21 protein-coding genes are annotated in these 17839 nt (G+C 65.6%); 11 read left to right on the plus strand and 10 right to left on the minus strand.

Annotation, left to right across the window (positions count from 1 at the left end; translation table 11 throughout):
* Positions 1-7: 7 nt before the first annotated feature.
* Positions 8-526, minus strand: a complete 519-nt coding sequence (locus ACIA48_RS14350; RefSeq protein WP_396732171.1) for a CGNR zinc finger domain-containing protein — start codon at positions 524-526, stop codon at positions 8-10.
* A gap of 86 nt (positions 527-612) precedes the next feature.
* Between ACIA48_RS14350 and ACIA48_RS14355 the strand changes: the two genes are divergently transcribed.
* From ACIA48_RS14355 to ACIA48_RS14375, 5 genes are all read left to right on the plus strand, one after another.
* Positions 613-1482 (plus strand): alpha/beta fold hydrolase, encoded by an 870-nt coding sequence (locus tag ACIA48_RS14355; RefSeq protein ID WP_396732173.1) that lies wholly within the window; start codon positions 613-615, stop codon positions 1480-1482.
* A gap of 18 nt (positions 1483-1500) precedes the next feature.
* Entirely contained in the window at positions 1501-2379 is an 879-nt protein-coding gene (locus ACIA48_RS14360; protein WP_396732175.1) for a DUF427 domain-containing protein, read from the plus strand.
* Positions 2376-2810 carry a VOC family protein gene (locus ACIA48_RS14365; protein WP_396732178.1) on the plus strand — a complete coding sequence of 145 codons (435 nt, stop codon included), beginning with the start codon at positions 2376-2378 and terminating at the stop codon, positions 2808-2810. The genes ACIA48_RS14360 and ACIA48_RS14365 overlap by 4 nt, the downstream gene beginning before the upstream one ends.
* Positions 2806-3495 carry a haloacid dehalogenase type II gene (locus ACIA48_RS14370; RefSeq protein WP_396732864.1) on the plus strand — a complete coding sequence of 230 codons (690 nt, stop codon included), beginning with the start codon at positions 2806-2808 and terminating at the stop codon, positions 3493-3495. The genes ACIA48_RS14365 and ACIA48_RS14370 overlap by 5 nt, the downstream gene beginning before the upstream one ends.
* Before the next feature lie 73 nt (positions 3496-3568).
* Entirely contained in the window at positions 3569-3916 is a 348-nt protein-coding gene (locus tag ACIA48_RS14375; RefSeq protein ID WP_396732181.1) for a hypothetical protein, read from the plus strand.
* 32 nt (positions 3917-3948) lie between these two features.
* Here the strand turns inward: ACIA48_RS14375 and ACIA48_RS14380 are convergent, their stop codons facing one another.
* The 7 genes from ACIA48_RS14380 to ACIA48_RS14410 are packed head-to-tail and all read right to left on the minus strand — an operon-like array spanning position 3949 to position 10142.
* A complete protein-coding gene (locus ACIA48_RS14380; RefSeq protein WP_396732184.1) occupies positions 3949-4296 on the minus strand; it encodes a metal-sulfur cluster assembly factor in 348 nt (115 codons plus the stop codon).
* Positions 4274-4774, minus strand: coding sequence for a Fe-S cluster assembly sulfur transfer protein SufU (gene sufU, locus ACIA48_RS14385; protein ID WP_396732187.1), 501 nt, complete (start codon positions 4772-4774; stop codon positions 4274-4276). The genes ACIA48_RS14380 and sufU overlap by 23 nt, the downstream gene beginning before the upstream one ends.
* Positions 4771-6030: a cysteine desulfurase gene (locus ACIA48_RS14390; RefSeq protein WP_396732190.1), complete on the minus strand. Its 1260-nt coding sequence runs from the start codon at positions 6028-6030 to the stop codon at positions 4771-4773. The genes sufU and ACIA48_RS14390 overlap by 4 nt, the downstream gene beginning before the upstream one ends.
* 1 nt (position 6031) lies before the next feature.
* The gene (sufC, locus tag ACIA48_RS14395) at positions 6032-6799 is read right to left on the minus strand and encodes a Fe-S cluster assembly ATPase SufC (protein ID WP_396732193.1); all 768 of its coding nucleotides are present in this window, start codon (positions 6797-6799) and stop codon (positions 6032-6034) included.
* Positions 6796-7974, minus strand: coding sequence for a Fe-S cluster assembly protein SufD (sufD, locus tag ACIA48_RS14400; RefSeq protein ID WP_396732196.1), 1179 nt, complete (start codon positions 7972-7974; stop codon positions 6796-6798). Before sufD ends, sufC begins: the two co-directional genes overlap by 4 nt.
* Entirely contained in the window at positions 7975-9402 is a 1428-nt protein-coding gene (sufB, locus tag ACIA48_RS14405) for a Fe-S cluster assembly protein SufB (RefSeq protein ID WP_396732199.1), read from the minus strand.
* A complete protein-coding gene (locus ACIA48_RS14410) occupies positions 9399-10142 on the minus strand; it encodes a helix-turn-helix transcriptional regulator (RefSeq protein WP_396732202.1) in 744 nt (247 codons plus the stop codon). The genes sufB and ACIA48_RS14410 overlap by 4 nt, the downstream gene beginning before the upstream one ends.
* A 76-nt stretch (positions 10143-10218) precedes the next feature.
* On the opposite strand from ACIA48_RS14410, the gene ACIA48_RS14415 reads away from it, so the two are divergent.
* Genes ACIA48_RS14415 through ACIA48_RS14430 form a run of 4 tightly spaced genes read left to right on the plus strand, consistent with a single transcriptional unit; the run spans position 10219 to position 14675 of the window.
* Positions 10219-11226: an NADP-dependent oxidoreductase gene (locus tag ACIA48_RS14415; protein ID WP_396732205.1), complete on the plus strand. Its 1008-nt coding sequence runs from the start codon at positions 10219-10221 to the stop codon at positions 11224-11226.
* Positions 11227-11242: 16 nt separating this feature from the next.
* A complete protein-coding gene (gene mptB / locus ACIA48_RS14420; protein ID WP_396732207.1) occupies positions 11243-12967 on the plus strand; it encodes a polyprenol phosphomannose-dependent alpha 1,6 mannosyltransferase MptB in 1725 nt (574 codons plus the stop codon).
* Positions 12964-13905, plus strand: a complete 942-nt coding sequence (locus ACIA48_RS14425) for an ABC transporter ATP-binding protein (RefSeq protein WP_396732210.1) — start codon at positions 12964-12966, stop codon at positions 13903-13905. Before mptB ends, ACIA48_RS14425 begins: the two co-directional genes overlap by 4 nt.
* Complete coding sequence (locus ACIA48_RS14430; RefSeq protein WP_396732213.1) at positions 13902-14675, plus strand: ABC transporter permease; 774 nt, start codon at positions 13902-13904, stop codon at positions 14673-14675. The genes ACIA48_RS14425 and ACIA48_RS14430 overlap by 4 nt, the downstream gene beginning before the upstream one ends.
* On the opposite strand, the gene ACIA48_RS14435 is transcribed toward ACIA48_RS14430, so the two are convergent.
* A complete protein-coding gene (locus ACIA48_RS14435) occupies positions 14589-15275 on the minus strand; it encodes a hypothetical protein (RefSeq protein ID WP_396732216.1) in 687 nt (228 codons plus the stop codon). The two genes, ACIA48_RS14430 and ACIA48_RS14435, sit on opposite strands and share 87 nt — an antisense overlap.
* Positions 15276-15365: 90 nt before the next feature.
* On the opposite strand from ACIA48_RS14435, the gene ACIA48_RS14440 reads away from it, so the two are divergent.
* The gene (locus tag ACIA48_RS14440; protein WP_396732218.1) at positions 15366-15965 is read left to right on the plus strand and encodes a TetR/AcrR family transcriptional regulator; all 600 of its coding nucleotides are present in this window, start codon (positions 15366-15368) and stop codon (positions 15963-15965) included.
* A 48-nt stretch (positions 15966-16013) separates the two neighbouring features.
* Positions 16014-16997: a heme A synthase gene (locus tag ACIA48_RS14445; RefSeq protein WP_396732866.1), complete on the plus strand. Its 984-nt coding sequence runs from the start codon at positions 16014-16016 to the stop codon at positions 16995-16997.
* Here the strand turns inward: ACIA48_RS14445 and ACIA48_RS14450 are convergent.
* Positions 16893-17831 carry a RimK family alpha-L-glutamate ligase gene (locus ACIA48_RS14450; RefSeq protein WP_396732221.1) on the minus strand — a complete coding sequence of 313 codons (939 nt, stop codon included), beginning with the start codon at positions 17829-17831 and terminating at the stop codon, positions 16893-16895. The genes ACIA48_RS14445 and ACIA48_RS14450 overlap by 105 nt on opposite strands.
* Positions 17832-17839: the final 8 nt, after the last annotated feature.

Here is a 17839-nt window from a genome sequence, read left to right on the forward strand (position 1 = left end):
CGATCGTTCACGCCTCTGCCGTCCGGGCGCGGCGATAGTGTCTGCGGGCTTTCATCCGGTTGCCGCATATGGCCATCGAACACCACCTGGCGGTGTTGGGCTTGCTGCGGTCGATGAGGAACAGCCGGCATTCGTCGTTCGCGCACGGCCGCAGCCGGCCCGGACTGGAGATCCGAAGCGCGTCCCAGGCCAGCACCGCACGGGCCGCGCCGCCCGCACCGTCGACGTCGACCCGCCAGTCCAATCCGTCGGCACCTGCGAGCGGACGCAGGCGGACACCGTCGACGAAACGCTTGAGCGCCCTGGGGCCCGTCTCGCCTCGCACCACCTTCTGCAGCACCGGGCGCACTTCCAGCAGGGCCGCGAGCTCCGCCTTGGTGTCTGCGACGTCGTGTGCGCGCATCCAGGCTTTCGCCGCCGCCGAATCGACGAGGCCGTCGTGCACTGTGCCGTCGACAACAGGCGTTGTGTTGAGCAGATCGAGCAGAAACGCCTCGTCGGAGGGGGCCGCCGCCACCAGATCCATATCTAACCTCCAAATTAATATTGACAGGTTACATCAGAAAGGGTAAGCCTGTCACTAACCGATAAAACCGATCAAAGGAGTTAGTCATGGGAGTCCATGTTCACCACCGCTACGCCACCGTTGACGGCCATCGGATCTTCTATCGCGAAGCGGGTCCACAGGGCGCGCCGACGCTCGTCCTGTTGCACGGATTCCCGACCAGTTCGTTCATGTTCCGCGACCTGATCCCCCGGCTCGCAGACCTCTATCACGTGATCGCGCCGGACCACCTCGGCTTCGGACTCTCCGATGCCCCGTCCGTCGACGACTTCGACTACAGCTTCGATGCGTTGACCGATCTGACCGAAGGACTGCTCGACCAGCTGGGCGTGACCCGATACGCGATATACGTCCAGGATTATGGCGCCCCCATTGGATGGCGCCTCGCGCTGCGGCACCCGCAGGCAATCACGGCGATCGTCACCCAGAACGGCAACGGCTATGACGAAGGCTTCGTCGACAGCTTCTGGACGGCGGTCTGGGACTACCAGCGCGAGCAGACCCCCGACACCGAAGCCGGGGTTCGTGCCGCACTCGACGTCGAGGGCATCCGATGGCAGTACCTGACCGGTGTCGGCGACGAATCCCTCGTCAGCCCTGACACGTGGATCCACGACGCTGCACTGGTGAGCCGACCGGGCAACGACCTGGTTCAGCTCACACTGTTCCGCGACTACGCGACGAACGCGCCGATGTACCCCGCACTGCACGAATACCTGCGCACCAGCAAGGTGCCCGTCCTCGCTGTGTGGGGTTACAACGATCCGATCTTCGGTCCCGACGGCGCCCGCGCCTTCGGCAAGGACGCCCACGACGCCGAGATCCACCTTCTCGACGGCGGCCACTTCCTGCTGGAGACCGCCGGCGAAGAAGTCGCGGACCTCATGCGTTCCTTCCTGCAGCAAACCACCGCATAACGAGAAAGGAGCACGACGATGGGATTGGCATGGCAACAAGGCCCTTTGGCCGCAGGAGCGGTTGGCCGCTTCCTGACCGCGGCATCGCTACCCGAGAAATTGCTGTTCGCCGAACCGCTACGGCGGCGGATGCGGGTGCGCGTGGGTGACGAGTGGATCGCCGACAGCGAGACCGTGCTGGCGCTGCACGAACCGGGCCGCTACCCCGTGGCGTACTTTCCGCGATCCGATATCCGCGAGGGCATCCTCGTCGACGAAGACCGTGTCACTCAACATGGCGATCTGGGCGACATGCGTTGGTACACCGTCGCGGTCGGCGATCGGCAGATCCCGCACGCGGCGTGGCAACACACGTCTCTTCCGGCCCACGCTGCGGAGTTGACCGATCGTGTCGCCTTCGCATGGCGGGCCATGGACGCCTTCTACGAAGAAGACGACCGCATCGTCGGACATGCAGCCGACCCGTACCACCGCATCGACATCCGCAACACCTCACGCCATCTGGTGGTCCGCGACGGCGACCGCGTCGTCGCCGACACCAACCACCCGGTGGTCCTGTACGAATCGGGTTTCGCCCCACGCTGGTACGTTCCCCGCGATGACGTCGACGAGACGCTACTCGAGCATGTCGACGGCCAAACGTTCTGTCCGTACAAGGGTTTGGCCGACTACTACACGATCGGTGAGCGCAAGCGCGCGGCGTGGTCGTACCTCAACGCGTGGCCGGAGTCCGGCCGGGTCAGCGGGCTGGTGTCCTTCGAACCCGACAAGATCGAGGTCTGGCTCGACGATCAGCGGTTGCATCTGGAACCAGGCCAGACCGTGGTCGCCCACGGCATCGACCGCGGCCTCGACTCCGACGAGCTCCTGCAGAACGCGTCGCGGAGCACGTCGTGAAGGCGACACTGGAAGTCGTGATCCTGCCCGTCTCCGACGTCGATAAGGCGCTGGACTTCTACCGCGACAAGGTCGGCTTCACCCTCGACGTCGACTACGCGCCCGCCACGGACTTCCGCGTCGTCCAGCTCACGCCGCCGGGCTCGGACACGTCGATACAGTTCGGCATCGGACTCACCGACGCGCACCCCGGTTCGGTGCATGGTCTGTACCTCGTGGTCGACGACATCAGCGCGGTGCGCGACGAACTCGTCGCGCACGGCGTCGGCGTGACGTCCATCCGGCACAAGGATGTCGACAACGGCCAGTGGCGCGGCCGGTACCGCCTCGGCGCCGATCCGCACAGATCCGACTACGCCAGCTTCGCCGACTTCAGCGACCCCGACGGCAACACGTGGGTGCTTCAGGAACGCGGCGACCGAAATGATTGACCGTCCAACGGTGCTGGTTTTCGACGTCAACGAGACGCTGATCGACATCGAATCGTTGGCCCCGCACTTCGAGCGGATGTTCGGCGATCGCCTGGTCCTTCGTGAGTGGTTCAACCAGCTCGTCATGTATTCGATGGCAGCCACCCTGTCGGGCAACTACGTCGACTTCTTCACCCTCGGTCAAGCTGTTCTACACATGATCGGCGGCAGTCGCCGAGTACCGATCAGCGAGGGCGACCTCGCGGATTTCGCCTATGGCATGCGCACCATGCCCGCACACCCCGACGCCGCCGAGGGGCTCGCCGAGCTACGTGCGCGGGGTTATCGGCTTGTCACCCTGACCAATTCGCCGCCGAAGCCGGGCGTGCCGACACCACTGGAGAACGCCGGCCTTGCACAGCACTTCGAGAAGCAATTCAGTGTCGACACCTGGCGCGTGTTCAAGCCGTCCCCTGAGCTGTATACGGGCGTCGCCGAAGAGTTAGGGGTCGAGGTGTCGGACTGCATGATGGTCGCCGCACACGTGTGGGACACCATCGGCGCTCAGGCGGCGGGGTTCCGCGGCGCGCTGATCACGCGCCCGGGCAACGCACCGCTGCCCACAGTCGCGCTGCCTCAGCCGGACCTTGTCGTCGCAGACATGCTAGAGCTGGTCGGGCGGCTTTCTACAACTTGGGATCGGTAGTACGACTGGCAGTGTGTACTTCGTGCAACGACGCCGCCAACCGGCGCGGCGCACAAACGACAGGACGTACGCAGTGTCAACCAAACGGATTCTCGCGGGGGCGCTGGCCTCGGTCGGTCTCGCGGCGGCAAGCCTCGGCGTGGGCACGGGCACCGCTGTGGCTTCGCCATCGGTGCCGCATCAGTGGTGTCCGGGACAGTCGATGTATCCCCCGAGTGGCCCTGGGGCCGTCTATGTGTGGGATATGAACGTGTGCCACACCTGGCAGTACGTACGCATGGGCATGGGCAATGTCGCCACCAAGAACTTGGACGGCTCTATCGACTACAGCCCCAGCAATGTCTTTGACGGCCCAGTCATCCCGCCAGGCTCGGCTTTCGAGTGCGGCACCGGCCTCTTCGGCGGTGGCATCGTGTGCTGATCACCGACGGGGCGGCCGCCGACCTCAGGGCCTCAGACCGTAAAGCCCAGCGCGCGTAGCTGTTCGCGGCCGTCCTCAGTGATCTTGTCCGGACCCCACGGCGGGTTCCACACCCAGTTGATCTTGATCTCCTTGACCAGACCGCTGCCGACTAGCGCGGTCCGCGACTGGTCTTCGATCACGTCGGTCAGCGGGCAGGCGGCCGACGTCAGCGTCATGTCAATCAACGCGACGTCGCCCTCTTCACCCTTCTCGACGTTCAAACCGTAGACGAGACCGAGGTCGACAACGTTGATCCCGAGCTCCGGGTCGACGACGTCGCGCATCGCCTCTTCGAGGTCGGCGAGCATTTCGTCGCTAGGCACTGCGGTGTCGCTCATCTGAAATCTCCTCATTCATTGGAGCTAGTACTCCGCTTGATGCGCTCGCCTCCGCGAGCGCGGCCTTGAAGGCCATCCAACCCAGCAGAGCGCATTTCACCCGCGCCGGGTACTTCGAGACACCGGCGAACGCGATGCCGTCTCCGATCACATCTTCGTCGCCCTCGACCGCACCGCGCGACGAAATCATCTCGGTGAACGCCGCGATCGTCTTGAGCGCCGTTCCGATGTCCTGCCCGATCACCTGATCGGTGAGCACCGACGTCGAAGCCTGGCTGATCGAGCAGCCCTGCCCGTCATACGAGATGTCGGCGACCCGCTCACCGTCGTCGGACAGCGTCACGCGCAATGTCACCTCGTCGCCGCACGTCGGGTTCACCTGAAAGGACTGCGCGTGGTACGGCTCGCGCAGCCCCCGGTGATGCGGGTGCTTGTAGTGATCGAGGATCACTTCCTGATACATCTGCTCGAGTCTCACGCGAAGAACTCCACCGCGCGTTTGACGCCGGCGATCAGTCGGTCGACCTCATCGTGGGTGTTGTAGACCGCGAACGACGCCCGCGCGGTCGCCGCGATGCCGAACCGGCGATGCAGCGGCCACGCGCAGTGGTGTCCCACGCGCACGGCGACACCTTCGTCATCGAGGACCTGACCGACATCGTGGGCGTGCACGCCGTCAAGCACGAACGCCACCGGCGAGCCTCGATGCTCCATGGATTTCGGCCCGATGATGCGCACGCCGTCGATGGTTGCCAGTCCTTTCAGCGCTGCGGCCACCAACTCGGCCTCGTGCGCCTCGACGGACGGCATCCCGATCTTCGTCAGATAGCGTGCGGCCGCGGCAAGTCCGACGACCTGAGACGTCATCGGCGTGCCAGCCTCGAACCGTTGCGGTGCGGGCGCGTACGTGGTGGCCTCCATCGTCACCGTCTCGATCATCGATCCGCCGGTGATGAACGGAGGCAACTGGTCGAGCACCTCGCGACGGCCGTAGAGTACGCCGATGCCGTTGGGCCCCAGCATCTTGTGGCCGGAGAACGCCGCGAAGTCGACGTCGAGCGCATGGAATTCGACCGGCTGGTGCGGTACCGACTGGCAGGCATCCAGCACCGTCACCGCGCCGACCGCATTGGCCCGCGCCACCAGTTCGGATACAGGTGCAACAGCGCCGGTGACATTCGAATGATGGCTGAAAGCAACCAGTTTCACGCGCTCGTCGAGCTCGAGCGAATCGAGGTCGATTCGGCCGTCGTCGGTGACCCCGTACCACTTGAGCGTGGCACCAGTCCGACGCGCCAGCTCCTGCCACGGAATGAGGTTCGCGTGGTGCTCCAGCTCGGTGGTGACGATGACGTCGCCGGGACCGATAGCTCTTGGGAACCGGTCGTCGCCGACCGCGTAGGACACCAGGTTGATGGCCTCGGTGGCGTTCTTCGTGAACACCAGCTCATCGGTATCGGCGCCGACGAAGGCCGCGATGTCGGCGCGGCCGTTCTCGTAGGCGTCGGTTGACTCCTCCATCAGCTGGTGCGCACCGCGATGCACCGCGCCATTCGACGTGGTCAGAAATTCACGCTCGGCGTCGAGGACCTGCAGCGGTCGCTGCGAGGTGGCGCCGGAATCCAAATACGCCAGCTGGTTTCCGCTGCGCATGACCCGCTGCAGGATCGGGAAATCCGCCCTGATCCCGTTGACATCCAACGTCTTCGTCGACTTCTCGACCGACGTGGTCATGTCAGGCTCCGACCGCCTGGGTGAAGCGTTCGTATCCATTGGCGTCGAGTTCGTCGGCCAGCTCGGGTCCGCCGGATTCGACGATGCGACCGTTGACGAATACGTGCACGAACTGCGGCTGGATGTAGCGCAGGATGCGTGTGTAGTGGGTGATGAGCAGCAGCCCACCGTCGTTCGCCTCGGCGAAACGGTTCACACCTTCGCTGACCACCCGCAGCGCGTCGACGTCCAGACCGGAGTCGGTCTCGTCGAGAATCGCGATCTTCGGCTTGAGCAGTTCGAGCTGCAGGATCTCGTGGCGCTTCTTCTCGCCGCCCGAGAAGCCTTCGTTGACACTGCGTTCGGAGAACGACGGGTCGATGTCGAGGCCTTCCATCGCACCCTTGACCTCTTTGACCCAGTGCCGCAGCTTGGGCGCCTCACCGCGGACGGCGGTGGCGGCGGTGCGAAGGAAGTTCGACATCGACACACCGGGAACCTCGACCGGGTACTGCATCGCGAGGAACAGGCCAGCGCGGGCGCGCTCGTCAATGCTCATCTCGAGCACATCCTGACCGTCCAGCGTGATCGAGCCGGAGGTCACCGTGTACTTCGGATGACCAGCAACGGCATACGACAGCGTTGACTTCCCAGACCCGTTGGGCCCCATCAGGGCGTGCGTCTCCCCCGAATTCACGGTGAGCGTCACGCCTTTCAGGATCGGGATGTCGGTCCCGTCTTCCTTGGAGACGACGCTGACGTGCAGATCTTTGATTTCCAGTGTGGTCATGAGGTGGCTGTCCTCGATTCTGTTATCTCTAGTTCATGTTCGATGGCCTCGGTGAGGCGTTCTCGCACCGCAGGCACAGCGATCTTCTGAATCAGCTCGCCGAAGAAGCCGCGGACGACGAGGCGCCTGGCCTGGTCTTCGGGGATACCGCGCGCCTGCAGGTAGAACAGTTGCTCGTCGTCGAAACGTCCGGTGGCGCTGGCGTGTCCGGCACCGGCAATCTCGCCGGTCTCGATCTCGAGGTTCGGCACCGAGTCGGCGCGGGCGCCGTCGGTGAGCACCAGGTTGCGGTTGGTCTCAAAGGTGTCGGTGCCTGTCGCCGCGGCGCGGATCAGCACGTCACCGACCCACACGGTGTGCGCGTCGGGCTTGGCGGAGTCCGGATCGCCTTGCAGCGCACCCTTGTACGTGACGTGCGAGCGACAATTCGGCTGGGCGTGGTCGACGAGTAGACGCGATTCGAAGTGCTGGCCGTCGTCGGCGAAATACAGGCCGAGCATCTCGGCGTCACCGCCCGGTGCACAGAACCTCGTCCGTGCGGTGAGCCGCACGAGATCGCCGCCGAGGGTGACGGCCACGTGCCGCAGCACCGCGTCCTTGCCGAGGGCGGCGTGATGGCTGCTGACATGTACCGCGTCGTCGGCCCAGTCCGCGATCGAGACGACGGTCAGCCGGGCGGAATCCTCGACGACGAATTCGACGTTGTCGGCATAGGTTCCGCTGCCGCGCTGGTCGATGACGACAACGGCTTCACCGAGCTCGCCCACCCGCACCTGCAGGTGGCCGTAGGCCGTAGCGCCCTCGCCGGGTCCCGTCACGTCGATCTCGATCGGCGCTTCGCAGACGACATCTTTCGGAACGGTGACCACCGTGGCGCTGTTGAAGGACGAGAATGCCTGGGCGGCAACCCGGTCGGCGGGCACACCGCCCTGTCCGAGACGCTCGTCGCCGCGGCGCACCGACTCCACTCTGACACCCGCGCATTCGGAAACCTCGATGCTCGCAGTGCCGTTCGCTAGAGCTGACCCGTCGTGCAGGCCGCGCAGGCGCTTGAGCGGGGTGAAGCGCCAGATCTCGTCGCGGCCGCCGGGCACCTCGAAAGCCTCGACGTCGAACGACGTGAACAACTCCCCTTTGTTGGCGCCCTCGACCGCATTGGTGAGGTTCTGAGTCATCTAGCCGACCGCGCCTTCCATCTGCAGCTCGATCAGACGATTCAGTTCGAGCGCGTACTCCATCGGGAGTTCCTTGGCGATCGGCTCGACGAAGCCGCGAACGACCATCGCCATCGCCTCGTCCTCGGTCAGGCCACGGCTCATCAGATAGAACAGCTGATCCTCGCTGACCTTCGACACCGTCGCCTCGTGCCCCATCGTGACGTCATCCTCGCGGATGTCGACGTACGGATAGGTGTCGCTGCGGCTGATGGTATCGACAAGCAGCGCATCGCATTTCACGCTGGACCGCGAGCCGTGCGCACCCTTGTTGACTTGAACCAGGCCACGGTAGGACGCGCGGCCACCGCCGCGCGCGACGGACTTCGACACGATGTTGCTCGACGTGTTCGGCGCCAGGTGGAGCATCTTCGCGCCGGTGTCCTGATGCTGACCCTCGCCCGCGAACGCCACCGAGAGCACCTCGCCCTTGGCGTGCTCGCCGGTCATCCAGACGGCGGGGTACTTCATGGTCACCTTCGAGCCGATGTTGCCGTCGACCCACTCCATCGTGGCGCCGGCCTCGGCACGAGCCCGCTTGGTGACGAGGTTGTAGACGTTGTTCGACCAGTTCTGAATGGTCGTGTAACGGCAACGCCCACCGGGCTTCACGATGATCTCGACGACCGCGGAGTGCAGCGAGTCGCTCTTGTAGATCGGCGCGGTACATCCCTCGACGTAGTGCACGTAGGCGTCTTCGTCGACGATGATCAGCGTGCGTTCGAACTGACCCATGTTCTCGGTGTTGATGCGGAAGTACGCCTGCAGCGGGATGTCGACGTGGACACCCTTCGGCACGTAGATGAACGAACCGCCCGACCACACCGCGGTGTTCAGTGCGGAGAACTTGTTGTCACCGGCGGGGATCACCGTCCCGAAGTACTGCTTGAACAGTTCGGGATGCTCACGCAGACCGGAATCGGTGTCCAGGAAGATGACGCCTTGAGACTCCAGATCCTCGCGGATCGAGTGGTAGACGACCTCCGACTCGTACTGCGCGGCGACACCGGAGACCAGGCGCTGCTTCTCGGCCTCGGGGATGCCGAGCTTGTCGTAGGTGTTGCGGATGTCCTCGGGCAGGTCATCCCACGTCGCGGCCTGCTTTTCGCTGGACCGCACGAAGTACTTGATGTTGTCGAAATAGATGCCCTCGAGGTTGGAACCCCAGTTCGGCATCGGCTTCTTGTCGAACGTGCGCAGCGCCTTCAGCCGGGTCTCCAGCATCCATTCGGGCTCGCTCTTCTTGGCGGAGATGTCGCGCACCACTGCCTCGGACAGTCCGCGCTGCGCGCTGGCGCCCGCGACGTCGGAATCCGCCCAGCCATAGCCGTATCGACCCAGCGACTCAATGGTCTGCTCCTGGGTCAGGGCCTCTGGGGTGGTCGTCATGTCGACGCTCCTAGCTTGCTGGTGGTGGTTTCGGCGCGGGCTGTGCGCCGAACTGTGGTGTCGGTGAGCGGCACGTGCGTCGTGCACGCGCAGTCACCGTTGACGATCGTGGCGAGCCTTTGTACGTGCGTACCCAGGATCTCGGCGAACGCCTCGCGCTCGGTTTCGCACAGTTCCGGGAATTCCTCGGCGACGTGCGATACCGGGCAGTGGTGCTGGCAGAGCTCTATTCCATGCAGCGGGGCGCTCACCTCGGTGGCGGTGGCAGCGTACCCGGCCGTTGTCAGTGCTTCTGCCACGCGATCGACAACGGATGCAACGTCGTCGGGTCCCTTCGTTACTCCCGAAAGGATGGTGTCGATGCGGCGGCGCGCGAACGTCCGCACGGCGTCGTCACCACCGATCTCGCGCAACTGGCGCATGGCCGCGGACGCGAGGTCGTCGTATGCGTGGCCCATCTTGGCGCGCCCAGCCGACGTCAGGCGGTACCGCTTGGCCGGCCTGCCGCGACCGCTGTGCTGCCACGCCGCCGCGGCGCTGGACTGCGCGTCGCCGGCGTCCATCAGCGCATCGAGGTGCCTGCGTACCCCAGCGGCGGAAATCCCCAGCTGATCGCCGATCTCTGTCGCCGTGATCGGCCCTGCCTCCAGCAGCAGCTGCACGATTGCGCCACGGGTATGGCCCTCCGAACTGGATGTCGCCGCCGTAGCGGCTCCAGCGCTGTCCGGAACGAATTTCACAACACCATTGTGACGGAATTCCGAAACCGGGTCTAGCAAGGGGACCCTTACGTGAGCGCCGTCATACGATCGGCCTGTGAGCAAAGCGAACCGGCGTTTGGTGCTGGCCAAACGCCCCACCGGACTTGTCGACGACGACACCCTGCGCCTGGAGACGGAACCCGCACCAGAACCCGCCGACGGTGAGGCCCTGGTGCAGGTCCGATACCTGTCGATCGACCCGACGATCCGCACATGGATGGACGACGTGCCCAGCTACCTGCCGCCGATACAGATCGACGAGGTCATCCGAAGCGGCGGTGTCTGTGAGGTCATCGAGAGCCGCACGGACGCCTACCAGCCTGGTCAAATGCTGTTCGGCATGCCCGGCTGGCAGGACTACGCGATCGTCGACACGGGCGAGCGGGCGATGCAGGTGCTGCCCGATGGTGTGCCTCCGGGGATCGCCATCGGGATCCTCGGCGTCACCGGCATGACCGCCTACTTCGGCATCACCGACGTCGGCCAGATCAAGGAGGGCGACGTCGTGGTGATCTCGGGTGCGGCGGGCGCCACCGGCTCGGCCGCCGGGCAGATCGCCAAGCTCAAAGGTGCCAAGAAAGTCGTCGGCATCGCGGGCGGCGCCGAAAAGTGCGCCCACATCGTCGGGGAACTCGGTTTCGACGAGGCGATCGACTACAAGAACGAGAACGTTGCGGCACGGCTGCGCGAAGCCTGCCCCGACGGCATCGACCTGTACTTCGACAACGTCGGCGGCTCGATCCTCAACGACTGCCTCGCGAACCTGGCGCTGCGCGGCCGCGTTGTGCTCTGCGGTGCGATTTCCACCTACAACGACGACGGTCCGCCGACGGGTCCGAGCAACTATCTGACCCTGCTCGTGCGTCGTGGGCGCATGGAAGGATTCATCATCCTCGATTACCTCGACCGCTTTCCCGCCGCGCAGCTGGAGATGGCGGGCTGGATCGCCGAGGGCAAGATCAAGTCGTCCGAGCACATCGTCGAGGGTCTTGAGAAGGCGCCCGACGCGCTGAACCTGTTGTTCAGCGGCGGAAACACCGGCAAGGTGATCGTCGCGCTCTAACGATTACGCTGCACTGATGGCCGCGCGCCCCGGCTCCCTCAGCTCGTCGATTGCCAAATGGCACGCCGACGAGCGTGCGGTGGGCTCTCCACTCAACGATGCCGAAGTCATCGCGATGCGTCGGACTCGTCTGTTCGGCGCCACCGGCACGGTGCTGATGGCGATCGGTGCGCTGGGTGTCGGCGCCCGCCCAGTGGTGCAGGATCCGACCTTCGGCGTGCGTCTGCTCAATCTGCCGTCGCGGATTCAGACGGTCTCACTGACCATGACCACCACCGGCGCGGTGATGATGACGCTCGCGTGGCTGATGCTCGGACGATTCGCGCTCGGCAAGCGTCGCATGTCCCGCAGCCAATTGGACCGCACGCTGCTGCTGTGGGTGCTACCCCTGCTCATCGCGCCGCCGATGTACAGCCGCGACGTCTACTCCTATCTGGCGCAGAGCGAGATCGCCGCGAAGGGCCTCGATCCCTACCGCGTCGGGCCCGCGCCCGGACTCGGGCTGGATCACGTCTTCACGCTGTCGGTGCCGAACATGTGGCGCGATACCCCGGCGCCGTACGGACCACTATTTCTGTGGATCGGTGAGGGCATATCGAGCATCACCGGTGAGAACATCGTTGCCGCGGTGCTTAGTCATCGTCTGGTGGTGCTGCTCGGTGTCGGCCTGATCGTTTGGGCCACACCACGTTTGGCGCGGCGATGCGGTGTCGCCGAGGTGAGTGCGCTGTGGTTGGGCGCAGCCAACCCGCTGCTGATCATGCATCTGGTCGCGGGTATCCACAACGAGGCATTGATGCTGGGCCTGATGCTCGCGGGCACCGAATTCGCATTGCGCGGGATCGATGCCGCCCGGCCATTGATTCCCAAGCCGCTGGCTTGGCCGCAGGGCCCGGAAGCCTGGGCCCGGTGGCGACCGTCCCTGATGCTGTTGATCGGCGTTGTCCTGATCACGCTGTCCTCGCAAGTCAAGCTGCCGTCGCTGCTCGCACTCGGCTTCGTGGCGATGGCGCTGGCCTGTCGATGGGGCGGCACGATCAAGGCGTTCATCCTCGCCGGCGGATCGCTCACGGCGGTGTCGGTGGCGGTGATGGCCCTGATCGGCTGGGCCAGCGGCCTTGGGTTCGGTTGGCTCTTCACGTTGGGTACCGCGAACGTCGTGCGCAGCTGGATGTCGCTGCCTACGCTGGCCGCACTGGGCACCGGACAGGTCGGCATCCTGCTCGGGCTGGGTGACCACACCACCGCGATCCTCGGCCTGACCCGTGCCATCGGTGTCGTCATCATCGCGATCCTGGTGACATGGCTGTTGCTCGCGGTGCTCCGTGGGCGCCTGCACCCGGTCGGCGGTCTAGGCGTCGCCCTGGGACTGACGGTGCTGTTGTTCCCGGTGGTTCAGCCCTGGTACTTACTCTGGGCGATCATCCCGCTGGCGGCGTGGGCCACCCGCCCCGCGTTCCGCACGACCACCATCGTGGTCACGCTCGTGGTCGGCATCTTCGGCCCGACGGCGAACGGCGACCGCTTCACTCTGTTCCAGATCCTGCTGGCCGTCGTCGCGAGCACGGTCATCGCGCTGCTGCTCATGGCGATCACGTACAACCATCTGCCGTGGCGCAGCATCCCCCGGGATTTCCACACCGACGACAGCGCCGTAGACACTGCCCGGCCGGCCTCCGAGACGCCGCAACCACCGCCGACCCCACCGGTGAAGCCCGACGCCTACGCTGAATCCCCGTGACTCACCCAGGATCAGGGGCTTCCTCCGTCCCCGTGCGCCTGCGCGGGGTCACCAAGCGGTATGGGTCGACGACGGCGGTGGGTGGTCTCGACCTCGACGTTGGGACGGCCGAGGTGCTGGCGCTGCTCGGCCCCAACGGTGCGGGCAAAACCACAACAGTGGAGATGTGCGAGGGGTTCATCAAGCCCGATTCGGGCACGATCGAGATCCTCGGACTGGACCCGTTCGGTGACAACTCCGCAGTGCGAGAGCGGATCGGCGTGATGTTGCAGGGCGGCGGCGCATACCCCGCGGCGCGGGCGGGCGAAATGCTCGACCTTGTCGCGTCCTACGCCGCGAACCCGCTGGATCCGAAATGGTTGATGGACACGTTGGGTCTGACCGACTCGGCACGCACCACCTACCGCAGGCTTTCGGGTGGCCAGCAGCAGCGACTGGCCCTTGCGTGCGCCGTCGTCGGCAGACCCGAGCTGGTGTTCTTGGACGAACCGACCGCAGGCATGGATGCGCACGCCCGAATCGTGGTGTGGGAGTTGATCAATGGACTACGCCGCGACGGTGTGACGGTGGTGCTGACCACCCATCAGCTGAGCGAGGCCGAGGAGCTGGCCGACCGCATCGTCATCATCGACCACGGTGTCGCGGTGGCCAGTGGAACGCCCGAAGAGCTGATGCGCAGCGGCGCGGAGAACCAATTGCGGTTCCGCGCACCGCGCATGCTGGACCTGTCACTGTTGGTCTCCGCGCTTCCCGAGACGTACAAGGCGACTGAGACGGCCCCTGGCGAATACCTCGTCGAGGGTGACATCGACCCGCAGGTGCTGGCCACCGTGACGGCGTGGTGCGCGCGCGTCAACGTGCTTGCCACCGACATGCGGGTGGAGCAGCGCAGCCTCGAGGACGTGTTCCTCGACTTGACCGGCCGGGAGTTGCGATGACGAATCGCTTTGCGCCAGGGACTTTCACACCGGACCCGCGGTCGGCCACGGTGCAGAAGATGTTGACCGCGCAGTTCGGCCTCGAACTGAAGCTGCTGCTGCGCAACGGTGAGCAACTTCTGCTGACGATGTTCATCCCGATCACCCTGCTCGTCGGCCTCACGCTGCTGCCGTTCGGAACATTCGGCGAGAACCGCGCGGCGACGTTCGTTCCGGCAATCATGGCGTTGGCGGTGATCTCGACGGCCTTCACCGGACAGGCTATCGCCGTGGCATTCGATCGCCGTTATGGCGCCCTCAAACGGCTTGGCGCGACGGCGCTGCCGGTATGGGGCATCATCGCGGGGAAATCGCTGGCGGTGGTGGCCGTCGTGTTCCTTCAGGCAATCGTTCTGGGCGCCATAGGTTTTGCGCTCGGCTGGCGTCCACCCATCGCAGGGCTGGCGCTGGGCGCGGTGATCATTGCGCTGGGGACGGCGGGGTTCGCCGCACTCGGCCTGCTGCTCGGCGGGACGCTGCGCGCGGAGATCGTGCTCGCGGTGGCGAACCTGCTGTGGTTCGTCTTCGCAGGCCTCGGCGCGCTGACGCTGGAGGGCGGCATGGTGCCGACGGCGTTGTCCTGGATCGCGCGGCTGACGCCCTCCGGAGCCTTGACCGAAGCCCTGTCGCAGGCGATGACGCCGTCAGTTGACTGGTTCGGCCTGGCGGTGCTTGCGGTGTGGGGCTCCGTTGCGGCCCTGTGCGCGCTGCGCTGGTTCCGCTTCACCTGACGATTCCAGTTGCGGCAGCAGGTATTCCAGCTGTCCAACCTCTTCTATGTTGTGCTTGACCCAGGCGTGAGCCTTGTCTTCGGAGAACCGGCGACGCAGGATGCGGTTGACCGGCGCCAGCACCGCCACCCGTGGCCCGAGGTCCATCACCGTGACGTAGTGAGCTCCATCGGCTCCCGCTGACCACGTGTGTTCGAGTTGGAAGACGATGACGCCTGCGATCCGCACAACGAGCCGAATCCCCGTCTCGTCGAGTTTCTCTACGCGCGCGATCTCATCGACCAGATACTCGGGCTTGGCGCCGAACGCCTCGACCATGTGAAATCGCGCGCCCTCGGCGGCTCCCCCCGTCGGGGCCGATCGCGCAAGCTCCCACTTGATGTGATCGATGGGGTGCCAGGCCAAATACCTGTCGATGACGACGCCGCCGTAGGACATCGTGCCGCCGAGATGGGTGAACCAGTCGAGCAGCATGGCGGGCGTGACGCCCGCCAACGGCCGATGGTCGATCGTGATGCGCCGCCGGCCGTATGGATGGTCACTGTAATGAACCGTCGCAGTGTCGACGGACCGCAACGGATAAAGCACCGGACGAGCCATGATTACCTCCAAGATACGGTATCGTTTCTTATATTTCCAGACTAAGCTGCTGGCGTAAGATACGCAAGCGTTTCTTTGTTGGGAGGTTCCATGCGGCGACGTCGCGGCGACGAACTGGACACGGCGATCCGGGCCGCGGTCCTGGCGCTGCTGGCCGAACACGGGCCCGCAGGGGTGACCATGGAGGCCGTTGCCACTGCCGCGCAGACCAGCAAGCCGGTGCTGTACCGGCGATGGCCCGATCGCGGCGCGCTGTTGCGCGACACCCTGCTGAGGATCGCAACCACGGCGATCCCACATGAGGACACCGGCAGCTACCGCAGCGACATGCTCGCGATCCTGCGCGGGTGGGCGGCGCTCTTCACCGGACCCGAGTCTTCCGTGCTTCGGGCCGCCGTCGCGGCCGCGGCCCACGATCCGGAGCTCACGGCGGCGTTTCAGGAAGACGTCATCGGCTGGCGCAAACAGGAGATGGCCGCATTGCTGGCCCGCGGTATCGAACGTGGCGATGTGCGGGCCGACGTCCCTGTCGAGATCGCGCGGGAGCTCGGCCAGAGCGTGCTTTGGCACCGGTTGCTGATCACCGGCGACCCGATCACCGATGATCTGGTCGTGCAGCTGGTCGATGAGGTCCTGGTGCCGTTCGTCGCGCCGCGCGAACAAACCGGCCCTACTACAGCGCGTAGTTAAACCTGCTCTACCATCGAGGCCGTGCCCGTCGGACGAATCTTCCTGCGACTGGTCGACCTTCTGCCGTTGCCGAGCCTGCGGGTCCAGCGCGCCATCGCCGCTGCAGTGATCCTGACCCAGGGCGGTATCGCGGTGACTGGCGCCATTGTCCGCGTCACCGCCTCGGGTCTCGGCTGCCCGACCTGGCCACAGTGCTTCCCCGGCAGTTTCACCCCGATCCCCCACCCCGAGGTCGCGGGCATCCATCAGGCCGTCGAGTTCGGCAACCGGATGATCACGTTCCTCGTGGTGCTCACCGCTGCGCTCGCGGTGCTGGCCGTCACGCGCGCCCGTCGGCGCCGCGAGGTGCTGATCTACGCGTGGCTGATGCCGGCCTCGACCGTCGTTCAGGCCGTGATCGGCGGCATCACGGTGCTCACCGGCCTGCTGTGGTGGACGGTTGCCATCCACCTGCTGGCGTCGATGACCATGGTGTGGGTTTCGGTGCTGCTGTACGTGAAGATCGGCGAGCCCGACAGCGGCGTCGTACGACCCAGGATTCCGAAACCGTTGCGTCAGTTGACGATCCTGAGTGCGGTCGCGCTGGCGGCCGCGCTGGTGACAGGAACCCTGGTCACCGGCGCGGGTCCGCACGCCGGCGACAAGAGCATCACTCAACCGGTGCCACGGCTACAGGTCGAGATCACGACGCTGGTGCACATGCACTCGTCGCTGCTCGTGGCGTTCTTGTCGCTGCTCATTGCGCTGGGCTTCGGACTGCTCGCGGTACGCGCCCCGCGGCCGGTCATGCTGCGGCTTGGCGTGCTCGTCGGCCTGGTGTTCACGCAGGGACTGGTCGGCACCGTGCAGTACTTCAGCGACGTGCCCGCGGCGCTGGTGGCCGTTCACGTCGCCCTTGCGGCCACGTGTACCGCAGCGACCGCCGCACTATGGGCGTCGATGCGAGAGCGGGCCGAGTCCGAGCCGCTCGAGGGCACCCTCGACCCCGGAGACGAAGTCGCGTTGCCTACGGCTCCGAGTGGCGGCGTCTAGCTGGCGCCAGCCCAGGGACGGTTCGACGAGTTCGAGTTCAAGCACTTGCGGATCGGTTGGGCCACCGATCACATCGACCCGCGCATACAGCAGTTCGGCCACGTCGATGCGCAGATAGGCGCCCGCGGCGGCCAGCGCCGCATGCCCGATATCCCACAGCTCGAAGTCCGGCTCAGCCGGGGTCAGCGACTCCTCGGCGTAGGTACCCGAGTCGTCGAAGGCGGGTCGGCTCCCCGGTGACGGCAGGATTGGCCCCTTCGTGAACGCGTGCGACTGACGACCGCCCAGAAAGACCATCGCCGTCTCACCGTCCTCGACCCGCCGATCGTAGGGCTGCACCAATGCGGTCCGCCCCTCAACGTGCAGCGCCGCGACATGCCGCCGGGCCGCATCGCGGTCACCGAACCGTTGTGCACCAACAGATCCCGCGCCAACCGAAGGCTTGACCACGACCTCGCCGCTGGGGATGTGCACCCGCTGTCCCGGCTCGATGAACCGGCCGGGGACGACAGGCACGCCGGCCTCGGCGAGGTCGGCCAGATACTTCTTGTCGGTGTTCCACGCCACCACCGCGGGAGCGTTGACGAGATTGCGGACCCTGGTCGTCCAGTCCAGGAACTCGTCGAGCCGCTCAATGTAGTCCCACGTCGCGCGCAGAATCACCAGGTCCGCCCTCAGCGTGTCCGGGTCATCCCAGGGCAACCAGCGGGCATGCAGACCGTGTTTGCTCAGCGCCGCGACCAGTTCGGCATCATCGCCGTCGCCCTCGGGTAACGCCTGGCAGCCGGCCAGCACGATCCGTGGATGGAAGACGTCCGGGCGCGCGAGTTTCATACCAAGGC

This window comes from Mycobacterium sp. NPDC051804, from assembly GCF_044452905.1.
In the GTDB taxonomy this organism is placed as follows: Bacteria; Actinomycetota; Actinomycetes; order Mycobacteriales; family Mycobacteriaceae; genus Mycobacterium.